Genomic DNA, 18,485 nt, shown 5'->3' on the forward strand with positions numbered 1-18,485 from the left:
GCCGATTCTCCTTTCTATCGATGATGAGCACTGCGCCGGCGCCGGCGCCGTTCGCCGAAGTCGACGCGATCCTCGCGTTGCGCCCCGCCATGCTCAGGAACACAGCGTACTGGTACAAATCCAGCGCTTCGTGAACAAATCCTGATGCTGATCCCACACGTTTGGTAATGGACGCGGGGCGGCTAGCAGTCGTTACCCGTGGCGTTCGAGACGGGCACGCCATGTCTGATCATTCGGCCGCGCGCACCCATTACCAGAAGTATGGGAACAGCCATACAAAAAAGTAGCGGGATCGGCCGATTTGGCGCGTTACGCTGATTTGACGCTACAGAGAGGACGCAACGGAGAGGACGCAACGGAGGCGCTCGTGTTCCACGAGCGTTATCACTATCTCGCCGCGCACAGGAACGCGCGGATGCGCCCGGAATATACCGAGTTTCGCGAATGGCTCGACGTTGAAGTCAGCGCGATGATGAGGGGATGGCAAGGTGTCGACGCCGGGATCGAGGCGGGGTTGTCTCAGCACGCCTGATGCTCAGGGCGATAGTCTCGTCGGAGCGACAGAGACGGGCCGCTTTGTCGTTGAAAGCGGTCGCTGAGCAACTCACCGGGCAATTTCCGCAAAGGCCGACGCCTCGGTCAGCGTGCCGCTACGCGCATCATTCCTTCCGCCGGACCAGGCTTCGCCAGCACATCGACCTGATCAACGGCGACACGCCATTTCGGAAACGTCCCGGAGCTATCGACTTTCCACGGCTCGCCCATCTCGTCGACATACATCGCGTTTGCGCCTCGCCCGGCCGCCGACGCGCGCCGTGGCGCTGCCGGCGCGGCGCGTTCGAACGACCGGCTGCCCTGCTCGTTGAACACTGTCGCGAGCGGCCGCCGCGCCTGGCCCGATCGGCTAAGCGATGTGGCGAGCGGTCCGGCGGGCGCGCGCAATACCGCGTCGGCGGGCTCGCGGCCGGCGAGGATCGCGCCGAGCAGCGCGGACGGGCCGCTCGAAGCCGATGCTTCGCTGGCCGTATTGCCGGCGCGCTTCGCCGTAGGGGCGCTCGGTGAATCGAGTGCAAGCGGTTCGCTCGCGCCGTTGATCTGCACGACGAGGATGACGTGCCAGTCGTCCGGCGTGTTGTTGTAGCGCGGCGCGAGCGACACGAGACGCAGCCGCGCGATGTCGAAACCCGCGTCGCGCAGCAGCAGGTATTTGGCGACGGCGAAGTCCTTGCACACGCCGCTCTCGGCGAAGAACCGTGCCGGAGAATAGTAGGTGCCGTCGGTTCCGTCGCGGTAGCGGACTTCGTTGATGAGCGCGTCGGCGAGCAGCACGGCTGATGCATCGCCGGCCTTCACGCGCTCTGCGCGCACCTGCGCAACGAGGCGCGGCCAGCCGGCGGGTTCGTGCGTCACGTGACTGCGCAGCGCTTCGCGCAGGCGCTGCACGCGGCCGACCGCATCCGACGATGGTTCGAGGTCTCTGTCGGCAAGCGGCAGCAGGAACATCAGATCGCCGACTTGCGCGAGTTCGGGGCGGATCTTGCGATTAGCCTCCCACCAGGTCCCGGCGCGCAGGCGCTCGATACCCGCTTTCAGTGCACGAGGCGTGGTCGATTCGCCGGCGTCCGAGCCGTGTGTGCCGGACGCATAGCGTTGCGATGCGGCCTGCAGGCTCGCGGCGCCCGCGACGGCGGGCAAGAGCACTGCGGCGGCGAGCGAGCACTGGAGAAAGCAGCGGAGCAATCGAGCGAGCGGCATTTGGAACTCCCGAAAGCCACACCAGACGTCGATGCAGCCGGTATTTCGAAGCCTCCCGATGCCGTTTGCGCCATGTGGCGCAAGGCAGCGGTGGCTTGAAAACCAACATTGCATGGGACGTGCCAATTCGTCGTGCCACTCCAAGCTATTGATTAAACGGGAAATTGTGTTTTATGTCGGGATGCTGCGAACGCCCGAATGAATCCGGTGGCCCAACAGGCACGCGATATCTGTTGGTGTCACGCGCACACAAGTGCACTTATCCCGGCGTTGCAGCGCCCCACACAAACAAGGAGGCCCGCCAGCGGAGAACGCACTGGCGGGCCTGAGGCCGTCAAGGGACAAGACCCGACGGCATTCCTCTCAGAGGGAAGTTCTGGCGCACATCTTTTCTTGATGCTTACCCCGTGGTGTGGCGCTGTCTTGAACTGTTCGAAGGGATCGGTGGAACCCGACAAACGTTTTTATATGGGGACGGCTGTTTCACGCCGAGGACTTACAGCAAGCCCTTGAGAAACTGCAGGCCGCCGAAATTCTGCAGCGTCGGAATATCGATCTTCGTATCGGTCTGGATGACCGGCGCAACCACGATAGCCGGGCTGGCAAAACCACCGCCGAACGCCGCGTTCACGTTGCCGAAATTGAAGTTGCTGCCGCCGCGCACCGCGGACAGCGCGTCGTTGGACAGTGCCTGATGATGCGAAAGGTCCGTGATTGCGAGCGAGGCCATGGTGAAACTCCAGGTGTGGCGTGTTGTTGGACGGGAGAGCATGCACGCGGCGGACTCTCCCGTGTGTGTTGCTTTACTTGACCAGCTGCAGGCCGCCGAAGTTCTGGATCGTCGGGATGATGACCTTCGTGTCGGTCTGGGTGACGGGTGCCACCACGATGGACGGGCTGGCGAAGCCACCACCGAATGCCGCATTCGTATTGAAGGCGTTGTAGTTGCTGCCGCCACGCACGGAGGCGAGCGATTCGACGGAAAGTTCTTCGTTATGCGAAAGGTCTTTGATGGTCAGCGAGTTCATGGTCAGTCTCCTGGATGGGGTGCGGAAAGAGTTCGAAGCGTTTGTGATTTACAGCACAGCCTGCAGGCCGCCGAAGTTCTGGATCGTCGGGATCACGACCTTCGTGTCGGTCTGCGTGACGGGTGCGACTACGACGCCCGGGCTGGCGAAGCCGCCGCCGAATGCGGCATTGATGTTGCCGACGTTGTAGTTGCTGCCGCCGCGTACGGAGGCGAGCGTTTCGACGGAGAGTTCTTCGTTATGCGAAAGGTCTTTGATGGTCAGCGAGTTCATGGTCAATCTCCTGGATGGGGTGCGGAAAGAGTTCGAAGCGTTTGCGATTTACAGCACAGCCTGCGCGCCGCCGAAGTTCTGGATCGTCGGGATCACGACCTTCGTGTCCGTCTGCGTGACGGGTGCGACTACCACGGCCGGGCTGGCGAAGCCGCCGCCGAATGCGGCATTGATGTTGCCGACGTTGTAGTTGCTGCCGCCGCGTACGGAGGCGAGCGATTCGACGGAGAGTTCTTCGTTATGCGAAAGGTCTTTGATGGTCAGCGAGTTCATGGTCAATCTCCTGGATGGGGTGCGGAAAGAGTTCGAAGCGTTTGTGATTTACAGCACAGCCTGCGCGCCGCCGAAGTTCTGGATCGTCGGGATGACGACCTTCGTGTCGGTCTGCGTGACGGGCGCGACTACCACGGCCGGGCTGGCGAAGCCACCGCCGAATGCGGCATTGATGTTGCCGACGTTGTAGTTGCTGCCGCCGCGTACAGAGGCGAGCGTTTCGACGGAGAGTTCTGCGTTATGCGAAAGGTCTTTGATGGTCAGCGAGTTCATGGTCAGTCTCCTGGATGGGGTGCGGAAAGAGTGCGAAGTGTTTGTGATTTACAGCACAGCCTGCAGGCCGCCGAAGTTCTGGATCGTCGGGATCACGACCTTCGTGTCCGTCTGCGTGACGGGTGCTACCACGATGGCCGGGCTGGCGAAGCCGCCACCGAATGCGGCGTTTGCGTTGCCGACGTTGTAGTTGCTGCCGCCGCGTACGGAGGCGAGCGTTTCGACGGACAGTTCTGCGTTGTGCGAGAGGTCTTTGATGGTCAGCGAGCTCATGGTCAATCTCCTGGATAGGGTGCGAAAAGAGGACGTAGCGTTTGCGATTTACAGCACAGCCTGCAGGCCGCCGAAGTTCTGGATCGTCGGGATCACGACCTTCGTGTCGGTCTGCGTGACGGGTGCGACCACGATGGACGGGCTGGCGAAGCCGCCGCCGAATGCGGCATTGATGTTGCCGACGTTGTAGTTGCTGCCGCCGCGTACGGAGGCGAGCGTTTCGACGGAAAGTTCTGCGTTGTGCGAGAGGTCTTTGATGGTCAGCGAGCTCATGGTCAATCTCCTGGATAGGGTGCGAAAAAGAGGACTTAGCGTTTGCGATTTACAGCACAACACCTTGCAGGCCACCGAAGTTCTGGATCGTCGGGATCACGACCTTCGTGTCCGTCTGCGTGACGGGTGCGACTACGATGGCCGGGCTGGCGAAGCCACCACCGAATGCCGCATTCGTGTTGAAGGCGTTGTAGTTGCTGCCGCCGCGTACGGAGGCGAGCGTTTCGACGGAGAGTTCTGCGTTGTGCGAGAGGTCTTTGATGGTCAGCGAGCTCATGGTCAATCTCCTTGGATCAGTTGTTTCGGGTTGGAAGAGCACGATTTGTTTGCGCTCGCTGCTACATACGCATGGGGTGTGCCAGTCGTGCCGCTCACTTGGTGAGATGGCGATAACTATATGAAAACAAAAGATATTTATTCGATGGATTTTCTCGAAAGGCCCGCTGGCAAGAGAACCTGCGCAAAAGTAGGTCTGCGTCCCGCAAACAGATCAGCTTGAAACTGTCGGCTTGAATCGAACAGCACGTAATGCGGCCGTTTCCATGACGAATGCGCTTTGCACGGCGGATGAACTGCAACGTCCTGAAACGCGCGAGTGCGGGCATACATCGCACCACAAGCGCCAGGAAGAAGCGGCAAACCTGGCAGGCGTGTGCTTCCTTGAGTTCTTTGCATCGGCGGTCAGAAACCCGCACACGCGTCGTGCGTGCGCGCGAGCGGCCGGCGATTTTCTCGCGTAGTGTTCCGACGCCGACCGGCATCAGCGACTGGCGGAAATCCGCCATCTGCGCTCCACAGACCGTGTCGCACAATTTGTGTTGCGTCCAGTGCCTGGTGCTATGCATATCGCGCGAAAGGGCAGCACGCCGGTGCTCGATGCGGCCGAAGCGCGGCAGCGGCCCGACAGCATCGATATGACGACGCTCATCGGCCGGCATGAACGCGGGATGATTGTGCTGACGGTGATTTCGTTTGCGCGGGGGGAGCGCCGCGCTCGCGATGCGCGACGATGCGTCTGTGCGCCTGCGCGATGACCGGCGCCTGAACAGGTACGTAATCGCATACCAGGATCCGGTCGCGACCAACGTTCAACAAACAAGGAGGCCCGCCAGCGGAGAACGCACTGGCGGGCCTGAGGCCGTCAAGGGACAAGACCCGACGGCATTCCTCTCAGAAGGAAGTTCTGGCGCACATCTTTTCTGAATGCTTACCCCGTGCTGTGGCGCTGTCTCGAACTGTTCGAAGGGATCGGTGGAACCCGACAAACGTTTTTATATGGGGACGGCTGTTTCACGCCGAGGACTTACAGCAAGCCCTTGAGAAACTGCAGGCCGCCGAAATTCTGCAGCGTCGGAATATCGATCTTCGTATCGGTCTGGATGACCGGCGCAACCACGATAGCCGGGCTGGCAAAACCACCGCCGAACGCCGCGTTCACGTTGCCGAAATTGAAGTTGCTGCCGCCGCGCACCGCGGACAGCGCGTCGTTGGACAGTGCCTGATGATGCGAAAGGTCCGTGATTGCGAGCGAGGCCATGGTGAAACTCCAGGTGTGGCGTGTTGTTGGACGGGAGAGCATGCACGCGGCGGACTCTCCCGTGTGTGTTGCTTTACTTGACCAGCTGCAGGCCGCCGAAGTTCTGGATCGTCGGGATGATGACCTTCGTGTCGGTCTGGGTGACGGGTGCCACCACGATGGACGGGCTGGCGAAGCCACCACCGAATGCCGCATTCGTATTGAAGGCGTTGTAGTTGCTGCCGCCACGCACGGAGGCGAGCGATTCGACGGAAAGTTCTTCGTTATGCGAAAGGTCTTTGATGGTCAGCGAGTTCATGGTCAGTCTCCTGGATGGGGTGCGGAAAGAGTTCGAAGCGTTTGTGATTTACAGCACAGCCTGCAGGCCGCCGAAGTTCTGGATCGTCGGGATCACGACCTTCGTGTCGGTCTGCGTGACGGGTGCGACTACGACGCCCGGGCTGGCGAAGCCGCCGCCGAATGCGGCATTGATGTTGCCGACGTTGTAGTTGCTGCCGCCGCGTACGGAGGCGAGCGTTTCGACGGACAGTTCTGCGTTGTGCGAGAGGTCTTTGATGGTCAGCGAGCTCATGGTCAATCTCCTTGGATCAGTTGTTTCGGGTTGGAAGAGCACGATTTGTTTGCGCTCGCTGCTACATATGCATGGGATGTGCCAGTCGTGCCGAACACTCGGCAAGACATGGCTAACTATATGAAAATAATAGAGATTTATGCGATTGTCTTTCTCGGAGGCTCCTTTTGCAGAGGGATCAGTACAGAAGTAGGTCTGCGTTTCGCAAACAGATCCCCTTGAAGCTGTCGGCTTGAATCGAACAGCAGGCAATGCGGCTGTCGCGCTATCGCGTGCACCATACGCTCCCCGATTTTTTGCGAGCATGATAAGGACGCGTCAAAGCCGTCTTGCTCGCCGGCGCCACGTTCGTTCATCATCGAGGTGCCAGTTGGGCGCGAGATGCAACTCAATGCGTCAGGTCAATCAGGAGACACGTCATGTCGGATCAAAGGGAGACGTTGAGCAAAGAATTTCTCGAGCAGCAGCGCGAGCGTCTCGACGCTTTGCGGCAAACGTTGCTTGGTGGGGAAGAGAACACGATCGCAAACGAGCGTATGGATCAGGAGCAGCACGGCAGCGAAGCTGAAGAGTTCGAGGACGCGGCGCAGGCGATGGCGCAGCAGGAAATCAACCAGAACCTGCGTAATGTAAATGATCTAAGGATTAGCGACATCGAACGCGCGCTGCAGAAAATCGCGGATGGAACCTATGGCTTTTCGGACCTGAGCGGTGACCCAATCCCGGTCGAGAGGCTCAAAGCGGTACCGGAGGCTATCCTGACGGTCCAGGAGCAAGAAAAACGGGACTCGGGCAATTAGACGCTGATGCCTTCGCGTCAGTCGCATCAACGGTCTTTTTTCTCTTCGATTCCTTCAAACCACTGTTCAGCGCGAGAGCGGTCAACAACCCACGATCGGGGTTGCTGCTCTCCGAAGTGGTGATCGATATAACGACGCCCCCACTCAGTCGCGTCGCGGATCGCTTCTTCTTCGGTCGACCACTCGGGTTGAATCGTTTCCGGGCGCGTATCGACAACCGTCTGGCCACCACGGCTGATGTTTAAATGCGCGACCCATGCACCATACGCGTTGCGTTCTGGTCGAACCGTAATCAGAAAGCCATCGGGGAAAGAGGTGCTCGTATCCATCAGTGATTTCGCCTGAACAGAGACAATGTGCGGTGCCGATCACGATTGTTTTGATCGGCGGCGTATCCGTTTTGTTCACCGATATCTGCTATCGGAGCCATCGTATCCGGATGCTGACCTATGCTTATGCATGTTCACCAATATGCCGGAGGATGCCGTGTCGAAAGCAGGCAGCGATCCTGATAACACGTTCGTGAAACGCATGTTCTGGTTCGTAGCGTTATGGCTACTCGGCGTAGTCGGCACAGCGTTGCTTGTGCTTCCGTTTCATCTACTGGTTTCTGCAGCAATGCATCATTAAAGCGATTCCATGGAGTTTCCAAAATGCAGGAATTCGATTTCTACATCAACCTCAAGAAGCCGACACTTGGGTTATATGTTCGAAACGGGGCAGGCCTGACTGATCTTGCGAATCCGCAGGAATGGCAGTTCGAAGGACACGTATGGGAGAGTGAACTCACTCCCACCATTCTGGCCGAGCTCAATAAAAACGGTCATGCTTTTCAGGAACTGGGCGCGTGAGTTTTCACGCGCCTTTTCACTCGCCAGAATGCGCCGCATGACGATTCAGACGGGATGCACGTCGAGCGTTGTGGGTAGTTGACCAATCTGTTTGAACACGGACATCCAGTCTTCCAGATGCCAGGTTTTGGCAACCAGCGGACCGCGCAACTGATGAAACGAGTGAATGGCAAATTTGATCTGCTTTGCGCTCGGCGCGATGCCAAGCAATTCTCCCGATTGGGTTCCCGTAATTTCAGCGCGAACACCGACCCGGTCTCCGTGGATCAACAGATCGAGAATCGTAATTTTCATGTCAGGAAGCGCGACGGCCATTCGGGCAAATGGGCCCGCCATCTGATCGGCACCTGGCTTTGCACCCGACGGTTCCGGAAGATATTCCCAGTCCGGCGTCACGACCTCTCGTAGCAGGTCGACGTCTTTCTCGGCGAAAGCCCGGTAGAACGCATTGATGGTCGTGTGGACAACGTCTTCGCTGATTGCCTGGGTCATGGTCTACTGCTCTCCGGAGTGTTGAGTTGATCGTGACAACATGTGCTAGGCAGACTTCGGCGCGCTGGGTTCAATGATCTCGCGCACCGCATCATCGACGGTCTCAAGCAGCACGAAGCGCAACTGGCTGCGTGCATCGGCGGGAATGTCCTCGATGTCCGCCGCATTGCGCGCGGGTAGCAATACCGTTTTGATGCCTCCGCGCAGAGCGGCCAGAACCTTTTCCTTGATCCCGCCGACAGGCAACACGACGCCTCTCAGACTGATTTCGCCCGTCACGGCGCAATCGCTGCGCACGGCCTGTCCCATCAGCAGCGACGCGATCGCAATGAACATGGCTACGCCCGCACTCGGGCCGTCCTTCGGGACCGCACCAGCGGGCACATGGACGTGAATGTCGCGCTTGTCGAAGCTCGTACAGTCGATATGAAGCGCGTCACAACGCGATTTGACCAATGTCATCGCCGCTTGTGCGCTTTCCTTCATCACATCGCCCAGCTGACCGGTCAGGACCAGCCTGCCGCCGCCTGGCGTGCTGCTCGCTTCGATGAAGAGCAGATCGCCGCCAACGGGTGTCCACGCGAGTCCCGTCACCACGCCCGGCATGCTGGTGCGCATCGCCACTTCGCTCTCGAAGCGGCGATATCCGAGTATCGACGGCAGATTGTCAGGTTCGATCTTCTCGCGCGTGGCAGGATCTTCCGCCACGCGTAATGCGACATGCCGGAATACCGCACCAATTTGCCGCTCCAGGCTGCGCACGCCGGCTTCGCGGGTGTAGTCGCGAATGATGGACCGCAACGCCTCGTCGCGCAGATCGCATTGCGCTGATGTGAGGCCGCAGGCTTCCAGCTGACGCGGAACAAGGTAGCGCCGCGCGATCTCGAACTTCTCGGCCTCTGTGTATCCCGGCAGATCTAGCACCTCCATGCGGTCTTTCAGCGGACCGGGAATGCCTTCCGGCTGGTTAGCGGTAGCCACGAACACGACAGCGGACAGATCGAACGGCACGCCCAGGTAGTTATCCCTGAACGTGGCATTCTGCTCGGGATCCAGCACCTCCAGCATGGCAGCAGCAGGGTCGCCATGCGCACCTTGTCCAAGCTTGTCGAGTTCGTCCAGCAGCATCACACAGTTGCGCGCGCCTGCCTTGCGGATGGCCTGGACGATATTTCCCGGCATCGCGCCAATATAGGTACGCCGATGACCGCGAATCTCGGCCTCATCATGCACGCCACCGAGACTCACGCGCACAAAAGGCCGCTCCAGCGCCCGCGCGATGCTCTGGCCCAATGACGTCTTGCCTACCCCTGGTGGCCCCAGAAAGCACAGAATGGGCGCCCTGCCTTGCGGATTGAGCTTTCTGACACCAAGGTATTCGAGGATGCGGCGCTTGACCTTATCGAGGCCGAAATGCGCTTCATCGAGGATGTTTCGCGCCCGCGCGATGTCGATGGGCGCTTCGGGCGGAAGTTGCCACGGCAGTTCGGTCAGCCATTCCAGATAGCTCACACTGATCGAATACTCGGAAGAAGCCTCCGGCATCCGTTCCAGCCGGGCGAGTTCCTTGCGGGCATGCGTTTCGACGTCGGGCGGCATATTGGCCTTCGCAATCGCCTCGGTCAGCTTGCGCGCCTGTTCCTGGCCTTCGACGTCATCGCCCAGTTCGTGTTGTATGGTCCTCAACTGTTCGCGCAGCATCATCTCGCGCTGACGCTTGTCGATGCGGCTACGCGTCTGGTCCCCGATTTCGCGCGACAAGCGAAGCACTTCGATACGCCCCGCGACCGCGTCGAGCACCTTGTCGAGCCGCTTGCACAACTCGAGGGTTTGCAGAATCTCCTGTTTGGCTTCGAGCGATATCTCGATCAAACCCGCCACGGTGTCGGCCAGCAGACCGGGTGAATCGATCGCGTCCAGCGCTTTCACCAGTTCGCCGCCGGCATGGGGCAGCAAGCCAATCATTTCTCCCGCGCGCTCCTTCAGCACCAGTGCGCGCGCGGCGACGGCGGGGTCATCGGTTTCCTTGTCGGGCAGGTAATCCACACGGGCTGCACGGTAGCCCAGTCCGTTCACCGGCGCAATCAGTCGAAAGCGTTCGACACCCTGGCAGATCAGGTGATGCGCGCCGTCCTCGGGACTCGTGACATAACGCAGCACGTTCGCCACGGTGCCGACCGTATTGAGCCCGTCGAAAGACGGATCCTGCATCTGTGGGTCACGTTGCAGCACGATGCCCAACGGCTGCTGGCGCTTGATGGCCGCCTGCACGTCCTCCTTGCTTTGCCCGCGTCCCGCCGCCAACGGGAGCACCATACCCGGAAACAGCACGGCGTTCCGTACAGGAAGCAGGATCAGGTTGTCCTGAGGGAGTGCCGGTTCGGGGGCCGTTTCGAGGCTCGCAGAACCGGATTCGGGAGCGTCGCTTTCGCTGTCCGTGCTCATCTTCGTTCCTTGAATCGCGGCGGTTAGCCGAGTCGCTCGAGTTCCAGCAACAGACAACCGTGTTCGGCGTTGCGCTGTACAAGCCGAAAGTGTCCGGCCGGAAGGCGTATGCGGCGCTCGAAGCGGCCATAAGGAATTTCCATGCAATGCACCGCGCCCACCGCGAAGCCTTGCGGCAGTTTTCTTTCCGCAACCACGGTGAGCATCTCGCCCTCGAAGGTCAGATTCACGTGATCGGGATGCACGCCGGGCAATGCGACCACGATGGCCAGCTGGCCGTCGTGTTCGAATACTTCGATGGGCGGTTCCCATACGGGAGTGCGGGACTGCTGGCCCGCCAGCCGGAAAAACTGACGATGCAATCGCTCGGCACGTTCGATGGCATCGATGGCGCTTTCCAGCAGTGCGGTATGAATGGGCGTTGTCATGGCCGGGTTCCTGCCTGATCAGCCGGCCGTGCCGACTGTTCATTCATCAAAGGCGAAGCGTGAACACCTGTCAAGCACGCGAGGCGAGCCGAAAGAACCTGCCAACCCGCGCCGGCTCCCGCCGAAGCATGCGTCATGCACTTCTTCCGATATCAACAATCGGAAGAGGGTGAATCAACTCTCGTCGAGCAGCGCTTCGATTCGATGTGCCGTTTCACCCGCGTCGGTGCCTGCGCGTCCGAGGATCGCCGGGGTACATTTTTTCAGCAACGCTACGATCATCCGTACCCGCGAAGGAATGGGTCGTTGTGCCTGAAACAGGATGTGCAGATCGAACGGCGGCACGTTGAATTCCGGCAATATCCGCGTCAGCGTGCGGTCCGCGAGTGCGGCCGCGCAGGCGGGCTCTTCGATCACGCCTATACCGACACCGGCGAGGATCAGTTCGTACATCGGTCGCCAATGGCTCGTCTTGACCGCCGGATGAATGGGCGCACTTTCCACGACGCTGTCAACATGTTTGAGCGGCAACTGATCCGAGCCGAACATGCTTTGCACGCGAATGAATGGATGGTTCGTCAGGTCGCCTGGCTTGCAGATCGGGCCGTGTTTCTTCAGGTATTCGGGAGCGGCCACCAGCACGCGATCGATCTGGCCGAGCTTGCAGGCAATGAACGCGCCTTCTCCAAGTTGTCCGAGGCGAAACGAGATGTCGACACCTTCCGTCACGAGGTCGACGACCTTGTCGTTCAGGACGAGATCGAGATCCAGTTGAGGATAGGTCGCGCGGATGAACTTCAATGCCTCGGGCACGACGGTCTCGCCGAAGCAGTGAGGCGCCGCAATGCGTATGGTCCCGCTGAGGTCCTGCTCGTCGTTCGAGACTTCAGCGACGGCCTGCTCGACGGCGCACAGGATCTTCTTGCTGCGCTCGTAGAAGGCCAGGCCTTCGGGCGTGCAGTTGAATGCGCGTGCGCTGCGCAGCAGCAGGCGGCAGCCCAGATATTTTTCGAGCCGCTCGATGCGCTCGCTTACCGCGGGTTGGCCAATATTGAGGTCGCGTGCAGCGCTCGAAATGCTGCCGCGCTCAACCACTCGGGTGTAGATCCGCATGCTCTCCAGCAGGTTCATGGCGTCCACCCTGCCTTCGCTCCAGCGGCGCGCAGTTCGAAACTCGAAGGGTTTCGCCGTTCCAGCCACTCATCGACGGTACGGCCCCGATCCTGTTCCCGTGATGCGATGTTTGTGTCGTTCTTTGCTGTCCCGTACATGACGCGCCTCCGATAGTTACGCATCGGCTTGCACTGTCGAGAGGTGAAGCGATGCACGATGAAGCCAAGGGTAAAGCGCGCCCGTCCATCGCAGTGGGCACAAATCGGGGCGGCGGGAATCAGTACAGTTTTGCTAGGATCTCGATACCGCCCGGAACCAGGCCAGTGGCGGCTTGCGGGAGGGTTGGGCTGTGCTCTTCTCCCGGCCAGTACAGTGTCAGGGACACGTCTGATGAATATTTACGAAAAACTCGCAGACGACATCGAGCGGTTGATCCGCCAGGGTGTCTACCGTCACGGGGAGCGCTTGCCATCCGTGCGTCAGACCAGTCAGCAGCACCGGATCAGCATCTCTACCGTGATTCGGGCGTATTTGTTGCTGGAAAGCCGCGGGTTGCTCACTAGCCGACCGCAGTCGGGCTACTTCGCCAACTTCCGGGGCGGTGAAGAAGAACGGCAGGCGCTCGATCTGCGCGCGTCGAGACCGATTCCGATCTCGTCGTCGGTCGATGTCAGCCGGCTGGTCCTCTCGACGTTGCGCTCGATTGGCGTTGACGATGCGTTGCCGCTCGGTTCGCCGTACCCCGATCCCAGCCTGTTTCCGTTCGAACGGATCAACCGCTATGCGTACGATATCGGGCGCGGCAAGTCGAGATGGGGCGTAACGGACGCATTGCCGCCCGGCAATCCGAATCTCGTGCGCCAGATTGCGCGTCGCTACCTCGAAAACGGCATGGCTGTCGATCCAAACGAGGTCATCATCACGGTCGGCGCGACCGAGGCGATCAATCTCTGCCTTCAGGCTGTCGCGAAGCCTGGGGACGTGATTGCGGTCGAGTCGCCGACCTTCTACGCGATGCTTCATGCGATCGAACGTTTGGGCATGAAGGCGATCGAGGTGTCGACGCACCCCGAATACGGCATCGATATCGAAGCGCTGGCTGCTATTGCGGACTCGCAGCCTGTCGCTGCGTGCATGGTCATGCCGAACTTCCAGAATCCGCTAGGATTTCAGATGCCTGACGAGCGCAAGCGCGAACTCGTCGAATTCGCGACGAAGCGGGATATCCCCATTATCGAAAATGGCGTGTACAACGAGCTGTACTTCGGCAACTCGCACCCCAGCACGTTGAAGGGCTACGACAGGAAAGGCCTGGTGCTGCATTGCTCGTCGTTTTCGAAAAGCCTCACGGCTGCGTACCGCATTGGCTGGGCGTTGCCGGGTCGCTATCGCGATCAGGTCGAAAAGCTCAAGTTCCTGAACACGCTGACGTCGCCGACAATTCCCCAGCAGGCAATCGCCGAATACCTCGAACGCGATGGCTACGAACATCATCTGCGCAGGGTTCGAAAGGCCTATGCACAGCAGGCCAATCTGATGAAGGTCGTGGTGTCGCGTTTCTTTCCGGAAGGCACGCGGATCTCGAATCCCGCAGGCGGCTACGTGCTGTGGATCGAACTGCCGCCCAAGGTCGATGCGATGCGGCTCTACAATCTCGCGCTCGATGAGGGCATCACCATCGGACCCGGATATATGTTTTCCGTGTCGGAGGCGACGTATAGAAACTTCATCCGTCTCAACTACAGCAGTCCGTGGACCACCGAAATCGAGCAGGCTGTAATCATGATCGGCAAGCTGGCGGCTGTTTGTGCCCGCTAGCAAGCTGGACTGTGATGTCGTCAACCGCCGGTGACGGGCGGAAAGAACGCGACCTCGCTGTTTTCGCGCACGACAAACCCGCTGCCGACCATCTCGTGATTCACCGCAATGCGAATCGGGCGACCCGCCTGCAGGGCTTGCGCCATGCGTTCGTCCCGCGAGGCGAGCCTGGCGCGCAGACTGTCGATTGCCAGTTCCTCTGAGTCGACGTGGATGACTTCGGACGTCAGGCCGACCTGTTCCCGAACGCTCGCAAAATACCGGATGGTGAGTTCCATTGTTGTGCTCCTGCTGTACAGCGGCGGCGCGCGAGCAGCGGGTGTTAGCCCCAGCGCAGCATCGACTGTTCGTCGTGCGTCTTCGCGTCAACCCATCTGCGCTCGCCGTCGCGTCTGATTTCCTTTTTCCAGAACGGTGCATGCGCTTTGAGGAAGTCCATCAGGAACTCGCATGCGTCGAAGGCCGCACCTCGATGCTGGGCGGCAACGAGCACCAGTACGACAGGCTGCCCCAGCGCGACGCGTCCCGTCCTATGCACGATCTTCGCCGTATCGAGCTGCCATCGGGCCATCGCTTCCTCGACGATGCTCCACAACGCCTGTTCGGTCATGCCCGGGTAGTGCTCCAGTTCGAGCGCGACGACGTCATCGAAATCGCCGCTCTCGCGCACGACGCCAATGAAGTTGACGACCGCACCCACGCGAGGATTGCGCATGACGGGCACGATTTCAGCCTGAACGTCGATGGGTGCCTGTTGCACGCGAACTTCGAAGCCCGCTGCGATCGTGCCGCGCGAAATGGCCGGGCTGGTTTCATCGGCGTCTTGCCGGGCTTCTGGATAGCACTGCCTGTCGGGCTGTATGCCTTCACGTTCGAACGATGCTGTCATGATGGTTCTCGGGTGATTGTCGGCGGGGCTGGCCGGAATGGGCGTATCAGCCGCCAACCAGCGACATGCGCACCGACGGATAGATCTTGCCGGAGCGTTGTTCCCGTCGAATCGTGCGCAATTCCGAATAGCGGTCGTCGCGCTTGATCCATTGTTCGCGGACCGCGTCGGCAAATTCGTCAACGGACGCGCTGTCGGCGAGCCAGGGCTTGAGGCTCTTGCCTTGCGTGGCGAACAGGCACGTATAGAGCTGGCCATCGGCCGATACCCGCGCACGCGAACACGACCCGCAAAACGGTTCCGAGACACTCGCGATGAATCCGATCTCGCCCGTGCCGTCGGCATGCCGGTAGAGCTCCGCAGTGGCCGTCCTGTCATGACGGGTTACGGGCACCAGCGGGAATTCCGCTTCGACGATTTCGCGCGTTTCGCGGGCCGTCAGAACCGTCGCATTGGACCAGGCGTAGGCGCCGCCTACGTCCATGTATTCGATGAATCTGACCGTCACACCCGTGCCCCTGAAATGACGGACGAGCGGCAGGATCTGGCTGTCGTTGACGCCGCGCTCAACCACCGTATTGACCTTGACGGGCGCAAAGCCGACGGCCTGCGCCGCCTCGATCCCCTGAAGTATCCGGCTCACGGGCATCTCGACGTCGCTCATGCGGCGGAAAACGTCGTTATCGATTGCATCGAGACTCACCGTCACGCGATCGAGCCCGGCGTCGCGCAGCGAGCGGGCCTTCGCCGCGAGCAGCGAGCCGTTCGTGGTCAGGGCGAGTTCCATCGGCTTGCCGCTTGCCGTCTCGATCTTTGCCAGTCGCTCAATCAGGAATTCGAGCCCGCGCCGCAGCAGCGGTTCGCCGCCGGTGATGCGGATCTTTTCGACGCCGAGCCGGGCAAACGCTTGCGCGATCTTTTCCAGCTGGTCGAACGACAGGCGCTCTGCGGATGGCATGAACGGATAGTCCGCGTCGAAGATGTCGCGCGGCATGCAGTACGTGCAGCGAAAGTTGCATTGATCGATCACGGACAGACGCAGATCCTTCAACGGGCGATTGAGTTTGTCGATCGTCGGTGTGGATGCGTCGATAGCCACGGGACGGCCGGATCCGGCGTCTGCCTGTGGTGCACGGTCGAGGATGGCGTTCACGATCAATCCAGAGCTAAGCGGTGCGCGAAAAGGTTGGCTGAGCCGTGAGCTACACCGGCGACCGGCGCTTCACGAATGCCCAGCGCGCTCAGAATAGTGCGGCATTTGATCTCGCTGCATACACAGTCGTGGCCCAATCCAAGCAGCACAGTTCGGCTCTGACCGGGCGGTTTTGCGTGATGTCCAACGATATTCAGGGGCGCATTGGCCCTGATTCACGTGAATTGATAGGGGCGCACGGGTACGACCTCGTCGGGCAGTTCGCATCCGCATAGCTCGAGAACCGACCGTTCGATGCTGCGTGTCATCACATCGAGCGCGAGTGCATTCGGTGCAACGCTGAACGGCTCGGCAACTTCGCTGGCGATTGCTTCGAGGGCGATCAGCGTGTAGGAAATGAATACGCAAAGGAGCGGCGTGAAGAATTCCGTCGAATCGACGAGGCCGAACGGCAGCAAGACGCAATAGGTGTAGACGGTGCGATGCAGCAGCACGTTGTAGGCGAACGGAATGGGGGTGGAAGCAATGCGTTCGCATCCGCCCACGCACTTTTCGAGTTCGTTCACTTGCGCATTCAGCATCCAGAGCTTCGTATCGGAGATCGATCCCATACTTTGCAGATCGGCCAGTTCGCGACGGACCTCTTTGAGAAGCGCAACGGGCCGGTAGCGAAGCTCCCGCAATTTCCCGGCGCGGCCGGCTCCGAGCAGGCGCGTGAAATCGGTGTCCGGATCCGTGCCCCGCAATTGATGCTTCAGTGCGTAGACGGACGCAATCAGCGTACGCGCGATAGAAAGTCTCTCGTCGCTCTCAGGCACATAACATTGCACCTGTGACGTGAGATCGCGAGCGGCGATCAACAGGTTGCCCCAGAGCCGGCGTGCCTCGTCGAATCGTTGATAGCTCGCGGTATTGCGGAATGCGAGGAAGATCGCAAGTGTCAGGCCGAACAGCGTAAAAGGTGTCGTGTTAAGCGGGATCTTTTCGCCAAAGATTCGTCCTTGCGTGAAGACGGCCAGAGTGCTGACGACCGCCATGAACACAAGCTGGGGAATAATCGATTGCAATACGGAACCGTTCCAGACGAACAGCAAGCTGAACCAGTTCTGTCTCGGTCTCAAGATCATGACGTGCTCTTCTTTTATATGAATGGATCCGCCACCAGCGCAGACGTCATGCTGGTAGCTGGAAGGACATGCCCGTTCATGTCCTGCGCAATAGTGGGCTGGTTCAGTGGTAGCCCGGATCTCCCTCCCGCACTTTGCCCCGAAACACACGATATTGCATCGCGTTGTAAACAAGGATGATGGGCAGAATGATCACGGTGCCAACCAGTGCGAACATCTGGCTTGAACGGCTCGACGATGCCTCCCAGATCGTGAGCGACGGTGGCACGATGTTCGGCCAGATGCTGATCAGCAAGCCGCTGTAACCAAGAAAGCAGATCGCGAGCGTGAGGAGGAACGGCATCGCTTCGTGTTGCAGGCGCACTGAACGGAGAATGCCCCACACACAGGCGATCACGAGGATCGGCACGGGGAGAAACCACGCGAGGTTGCCACTGCCGAACCAGCGATGCGCTACGGCAGGCAAGCCAATCAGTGTCCACAGGCTCACGATGCCTATCACCGCGAGCAGCACGCACACGAGCGGTCTCATCAACGAACGCATGTTGCGTTGCAGGTCGCCATCTGTCTTCAGGATCAGCCAGCCACATCCAAGCGTCGCATACGTGATGAGCACGCCTATCCCGCAGAACAGGCTGAAGGGCGAAAGCCAGTCGAACGGGCCGCCGACGAACCGTCCGTTGGCGATCTTGATCCCTTGCAACAGCGAGCCCAGCACGATCCCCTGGCAGAGCGCGGCGAGCCCCGAGCCGCAGATGAATGCGAGATCCCACGCATGCTGCGTCCGGTTGGCCTTGCCGCGCAGTTCGAACGCCGCTCCCCGGAAGATCAGGCCCACGACCATCAGGATCAACGGAAGATAGTTGGCGGGCAGCAGCGTCGAATAGACAACGGGGAACGCACCGTACAGTCCCGCACCGCCGAGCACGAGGAATGTTTCGTTGCCGTCCCAGACGGGCGCTACCGTATTGAGCATCACTTGCCGGTCGTTTTTCGCTTCGAAGAATGGAAACAGAAGTCCGATGCCGAGATCGAATCCGTCCAGCATCACGTAGATGAACACACCCAGTCCGATGATCGCGGCCCAGACGACAGGAAGGTCGATTTGCATGG

General features: G+C 60.1%; 27 protein-coding genes. 4 read left to right on the forward strand and 23 right to left on the reverse strand.

Features of this window, described 5'->3' with window-relative positions; genetic code table 11:
- Positions 1-367 precede the first annotated feature (367 nt).
- Complete coding sequence (locus G3O01_RS22700; protein ID WP_205807708.1) at positions 368-532, forward strand: hypothetical protein; 165 nt, start codon at positions 368-370, stop codon at positions 530-532.
- A gap of 107 nt (positions 533-639) precedes the next feature.
- Here G3O01_RS22700 and G3O01_RS22705 read toward each other — a convergent pair whose 3' ends face one another.
- The 13 genes from G3O01_RS22705 to G3O01_RS22765 all read right to left on the reverse strand — a co-directional run bounded on the left by G3O01_RS22705 (position 640) and on the right by G3O01_RS22765 (position 6,256).
- Complete coding sequence (locus G3O01_RS22705; protein WP_205807710.1) at positions 640-1,755, reverse strand: transglutaminase domain-containing protein; 1,116 nt, start codon at positions 1,753-1,755, stop codon at positions 640-642.
- 496 nt (positions 1,756-2,251) lie between these two features.
- The gene (locus tag G3O01_RS22710; protein ID WP_205807712.1) at positions 2,252-2,485 is read right to left on the reverse strand and encodes a hypothetical protein; all 234 of its coding nucleotides are present in this window, start codon (positions 2,483-2,485) and stop codon (positions 2,252-2,254) included.
- A gap of 73 nt (positions 2,486-2,558) precedes the next feature.
- Positions 2,559-2,783, reverse strand: a complete 225-nt coding sequence (locus G3O01_RS22715) for a hypothetical protein (RefSeq protein WP_205807714.1) — start codon at positions 2,781-2,783, stop codon at positions 2,559-2,561.
- A gap of 48 nt (positions 2,784-2,831) precedes the next feature.
- Positions 2,832-3,056 carry a hypothetical protein gene (locus G3O01_RS22720; RefSeq protein ID WP_205807716.1) on the reverse strand — a complete coding sequence of 75 codons (225 nt, stop codon included), beginning with the start codon at positions 3,054-3,056 and terminating at the stop codon, positions 2,832-2,834.
- A gap of 48 nt (positions 3,057-3,104) precedes the next feature.
- Positions 3,105-3,329: a hypothetical protein gene (locus G3O01_RS22725; protein WP_205807717.1), complete on the reverse strand. Its 225-nt coding sequence runs from the start codon at positions 3,327-3,329 to the stop codon at positions 3,105-3,107.
- A gap of 48 nt (positions 3,330-3,377) precedes the next feature.
- On the reverse strand, positions 3,378-3,602 hold the full coding sequence (locus G3O01_RS22730) for a hypothetical protein (RefSeq protein WP_205807719.1): 225 nt from the start codon (positions 3,600-3,602) through the stop codon (positions 3,378-3,380).
- Between the two features lie 48 nt (positions 3,603-3,650).
- A complete protein-coding gene (locus tag G3O01_RS22735; RefSeq protein ID WP_205807721.1) occupies positions 3,651-3,875 on the reverse strand; it encodes a hypothetical protein in 225 nt (74 codons plus the stop codon).
- Positions 3,876-3,923: 48 nt separating this feature from the next.
- Positions 3,924-4,148 carry a hypothetical protein gene (locus tag G3O01_RS22740; protein ID WP_205807722.1) on the reverse strand — a complete coding sequence of 75 codons (225 nt, stop codon included), beginning with the start codon at positions 4,146-4,148 and terminating at the stop codon, positions 3,924-3,926.
- A 49-nt stretch (positions 4,149-4,197) separates the two neighbouring features.
- On the reverse strand, positions 4,198-4,425 hold the full coding sequence (locus G3O01_RS22745; protein ID WP_205807724.1) for a hypothetical protein: 228 nt from the start codon (positions 4,423-4,425) through the stop codon (positions 4,198-4,200).
- Between the two features lie 94 nt (positions 4,426-4,519).
- A complete protein-coding gene (locus G3O01_RS45780) occupies positions 4,520-5,086 on the reverse strand; it encodes a hypothetical protein (RefSeq protein WP_205807725.1) in 567 nt (188 codons plus the stop codon).
- Between the two features lie 365 nt (positions 5,087-5,451).
- Positions 5,452-5,685: a hypothetical protein gene (locus G3O01_RS22755; RefSeq protein ID WP_205807712.1), complete on the reverse strand. Its 234-nt coding sequence runs from the start codon at positions 5,683-5,685 to the stop codon at positions 5,452-5,454.
- A 73-nt stretch (positions 5,686-5,758) separates the two neighbouring features.
- Positions 5,759-5,983: a hypothetical protein gene (locus tag G3O01_RS22760; protein WP_205807714.1), complete on the reverse strand. Its 225-nt coding sequence runs from the start codon at positions 5,981-5,983 to the stop codon at positions 5,759-5,761.
- 48 nt (positions 5,984-6,031) lie between these two features.
- Positions 6,032-6,256 carry a hypothetical protein gene (locus tag G3O01_RS22765; protein ID WP_205807726.1) on the reverse strand — a complete coding sequence of 75 codons (225 nt, stop codon included), beginning with the start codon at positions 6,254-6,256 and terminating at the stop codon, positions 6,032-6,034.
- A gap of 419 nt (positions 6,257-6,675) precedes the next feature.
- On the opposite strand from G3O01_RS22765, the gene G3O01_RS22770 reads away from it, so the two are divergent.
- Positions 6,676-7,056 carry a TraR/DksA family transcriptional regulator gene (locus tag G3O01_RS22770; protein WP_205807727.1) on the forward strand — a complete coding sequence of 127 codons (381 nt, stop codon included), beginning with the start codon at positions 6,676-6,678 and terminating at the stop codon, positions 7,054-7,056.
- 26 nt (positions 7,057-7,082) lie between these two features.
- Here the strand turns inward: G3O01_RS22770 and G3O01_RS22775 are convergent, their stop codons facing one another.
- Positions 7,083-7,385 carry a DUF6566 family protein gene (locus G3O01_RS22775; RefSeq protein WP_205807728.1) on the reverse strand — a complete coding sequence of 101 codons (303 nt, stop codon included), beginning with the start codon at positions 7,383-7,385 and terminating at the stop codon, positions 7,083-7,085.
- A gap of 324 nt (positions 7,386-7,709) precedes the next feature.
- On the opposite strand from G3O01_RS22775, the gene G3O01_RS22780 reads away from it, so the two are divergent.
- Positions 7,710-7,907, forward strand: coding sequence for a hypothetical protein (locus tag G3O01_RS22780; RefSeq protein ID WP_205807729.1), 198 nt, complete (start codon positions 7,710-7,712; stop codon positions 7,905-7,907).
- A gap of 45 nt (positions 7,908-7,952) precedes the next feature.
- Here the strand turns inward: G3O01_RS22780 and G3O01_RS22785 are convergent, their stop codons facing one another.
- The 4 genes from G3O01_RS22785 to G3O01_RS22800 all read right to left on the reverse strand — a co-directional run bounded on the left by G3O01_RS22785 (position 7,953) and on the right by G3O01_RS22800 (position 12,403).
- Positions 7,953-8,399 (reverse strand): ester cyclase, encoded by a 447-nt coding sequence (locus G3O01_RS22785; protein WP_205807733.1) that lies wholly within the window; start codon positions 8,397-8,399, stop codon positions 7,953-7,955.
- A 45-nt stretch (positions 8,400-8,444) separates the two neighbouring features.
- Entirely contained in the window at positions 8,445-10,844 is a 2,400-nt protein-coding gene (gene lon, locus G3O01_RS22790) for an endopeptidase La (RefSeq protein ID WP_205807735.1), read from the reverse strand.
- 23 nt (positions 10,845-10,867) lie between these two features.
- Complete coding sequence (locus G3O01_RS22795; RefSeq protein ID WP_205807737.1) at positions 10,868-11,272, reverse strand: Hsp20/alpha crystallin family protein; 405 nt, start codon at positions 11,270-11,272, stop codon at positions 10,868-10,870.
- A 174-nt stretch (positions 11,273-11,446) separates the two neighbouring features.
- A complete protein-coding gene (locus G3O01_RS22800) occupies positions 11,447-12,403 on the reverse strand; it encodes a LysR family transcriptional regulator (RefSeq protein WP_205808194.1) in 957 nt (318 codons plus the stop codon).
- Positions 12,404-12,775: 372 nt separating this feature from the next.
- Between G3O01_RS22800 and G3O01_RS22805 the strand changes: the two genes are divergently transcribed.
- Positions 12,776-14,203, forward strand: coding sequence for a PLP-dependent aminotransferase family protein (locus G3O01_RS22805; RefSeq protein ID WP_205807739.1), 1,428 nt, complete (start codon positions 12,776-12,778; stop codon positions 14,201-14,203).
- Positions 14,204-14,223: 20 nt separating this feature from the next.
- On the opposite strand, the gene moaD is transcribed toward G3O01_RS22805, so the two are convergent.
- From moaD to cydB, 5 genes are all read right to left on the reverse strand, one after another.
- Complete coding sequence (moaD, locus tag G3O01_RS22810) at positions 14,224-14,481, reverse strand: molybdopterin converting factor subunit 1 (RefSeq protein WP_205807741.1); 258 nt, start codon at positions 14,479-14,481, stop codon at positions 14,224-14,226.
- Positions 14,482-14,525: 44 nt separating this feature from the next.
- Positions 14,526-15,092, reverse strand: a complete 567-nt coding sequence (locus G3O01_RS22815; RefSeq protein WP_205807743.1) for a molybdenum cofactor biosynthesis protein MoaE — start codon at positions 15,090-15,092, stop codon at positions 14,526-14,528.
- A 46-nt stretch (positions 15,093-15,138) separates the two neighbouring features.
- Positions 15,139-16,191: a GTP 3',8-cyclase MoaA gene (gene moaA, locus G3O01_RS22820; RefSeq protein WP_346779218.1), complete on the reverse strand. Its 1,053-nt coding sequence runs from the start codon at positions 16,189-16,191 to the stop codon at positions 15,139-15,141.
- 269 nt (positions 16,192-16,460) lie between these two features.
- Positions 16,461-17,372, reverse strand: coding sequence for a bestrophin family protein (locus G3O01_RS22825; RefSeq protein WP_205807746.1), 912 nt, complete (start codon positions 17,370-17,372; stop codon positions 16,461-16,463).
- A 103-nt stretch (positions 17,373-17,475) separates the two neighbouring features.
- Positions 17,476-18,483, reverse strand: a complete 1,008-nt coding sequence (cydB, locus tag G3O01_RS22830; RefSeq protein ID WP_205807762.1) for a cytochrome d ubiquinol oxidase subunit II — start codon at positions 18,481-18,483, stop codon at positions 17,476-17,478.
- Positions 18,484-18,485: the final 2 nt, after the last annotated feature.

Origin of the sequence: Burkholderia sp. Ac-20365, from assembly GCF_017104715.1 — a bacterium.
Taxonomy (GTDB): domain Bacteria; phylum Pseudomonadota; class Gammaproteobacteria; order Burkholderiales; family Burkholderiaceae; genus Paraburkholderia.

Coding starts and splice junctions, on each gene's coding strand:
- G3O01_RS22705 (WP_205807710.1), bottom strand. CDS start 1,755: ATGCCGCTCGCTCGATTGCTCCGCTGCTTTCTCCAGTGCTCGCTCGCC.
- G3O01_RS22710 (WP_205807712.1), bottom strand. CDS start 2,485: ATGGCCTCGCTCGCAATCACGGACCTTTCGCATCATCAGGCACTGTCC.
- G3O01_RS22715 (WP_205807714.1), bottom strand. CDS start 2,783: ATGAACTCGCTGACCATCAAAGACCTTTCGCATAACGAAGAACTTTCC.
- G3O01_RS22720 (WP_205807716.1), bottom strand. CDS start 3,056: ATGAACTCGCTGACCATCAAAGACCTTTCGCATAACGAAGAACTCTCC.
- G3O01_RS22725 (WP_205807717.1), bottom strand. CDS start 3,329: ATGAACTCGCTGACCATCAAAGACCTTTCGCATAACGAAGAACTCTCC.
- G3O01_RS22730 (WP_205807719.1), bottom strand. CDS start 3,602: ATGAACTCGCTGACCATCAAAGACCTTTCGCATAACGCAGAACTCTCC.
- G3O01_RS22735 (WP_205807721.1), bottom strand. CDS start 3,875: ATGAGCTCGCTGACCATCAAAGACCTCTCGCACAACGCAGAACTGTCC.
- G3O01_RS22740 (WP_205807722.1), bottom strand. CDS start 4,148: ATGAGCTCGCTGACCATCAAAGACCTCTCGCACAACGCAGAACTTTCC.
- G3O01_RS22745 (WP_205807724.1), bottom strand. CDS start 4,425: ATGAGCTCGCTGACCATCAAAGACCTCTCGCACAACGCAGAACTCTCC.
- G3O01_RS45780 (WP_205807725.1), bottom strand. CDS start 5,086: ATGCCGGCCGATGAGCGTCGTCATATCGATGCTGTCGGGCCGCTGCCG.
- G3O01_RS22755 (WP_205807712.1), bottom strand. CDS start 5,685: ATGGCCTCGCTCGCAATCACGGACCTTTCGCATCATCAGGCACTGTCC.
- G3O01_RS22760 (WP_205807714.1), bottom strand. CDS start 5,983: ATGAACTCGCTGACCATCAAAGACCTTTCGCATAACGAAGAACTTTCC.
- G3O01_RS22765 (WP_205807726.1), bottom strand. CDS start 6,256: ATGAGCTCGCTGACCATCAAAGACCTCTCGCACAACGCAGAACTGTCC.
- G3O01_RS22770 (WP_205807727.1), top strand. CDS start 6,676: ATGTCGGATCAAAGGGAGACGTTGAGCAAAGAATTTCTCGAGCAGCAG.
- G3O01_RS22775 (WP_205807728.1), bottom strand. CDS start 7,385: ATGGATACGAGCACCTCTTTCCCCGATGGCTTTCTGATTACGGTTCGA.
- G3O01_RS22780 (WP_205807729.1), top strand. CDS start 7,710: ATGCAGGAATTCGATTTCTACATCAACCTCAAGAAGCCGACACTTGGG.
- G3O01_RS22785 (WP_205807733.1), bottom strand. CDS start 8,399: ATGACCCAGGCAATCAGCGAAGACGTTGTCCACACGACCATCAATGCG.
- lon (WP_205807735.1), bottom strand. CDS start 10,844: ATGAGCACGGACAGCGAAAGCGACGCTCCCGAATCCGGTTCTGCGAGC.
- G3O01_RS22795 (WP_205807737.1), bottom strand. CDS start 11,272: ATGACAACGCCCATTCATACCGCACTGCTGGAAAGCGCCATCGATGCC.
- G3O01_RS22800 (WP_205808194.1), bottom strand. CDS start 12,403: ATGAACCTGCTGGAGAGCATGCGGATCTACACCCGAGTGGTTGAGCGC.
- G3O01_RS22805 (WP_205807739.1), top strand. CDS start 12,776: ATGAATATTTACGAAAAACTCGCAGACGACATCGAGCGGTTGATCCGC.
- moaD (WP_205807741.1), bottom strand. CDS start 14,481: ATGGAACTCACCATCCGGTATTTTGCGAGCGTTCGGGAACAGGTCGGC.
- G3O01_RS22815 (WP_205807743.1), bottom strand. CDS start 15,092: ATGACAGCATCGTTCGAACGTGAAGGCATACAGCCCGACAGGCAGTGC.
- G3O01_RS22825 (WP_205807746.1), bottom strand. CDS start 17,372: ATGATCTTGAGACCGAGACAGAACTGGTTCAGCTTGCTGTTCGTCTGG.
- cydB (WP_205807762.1), bottom strand. CDS start 18,483: ATGCAAATCGACCTTCCTGTCGTCTGGGCCGCGATCATCGGACTGGGT.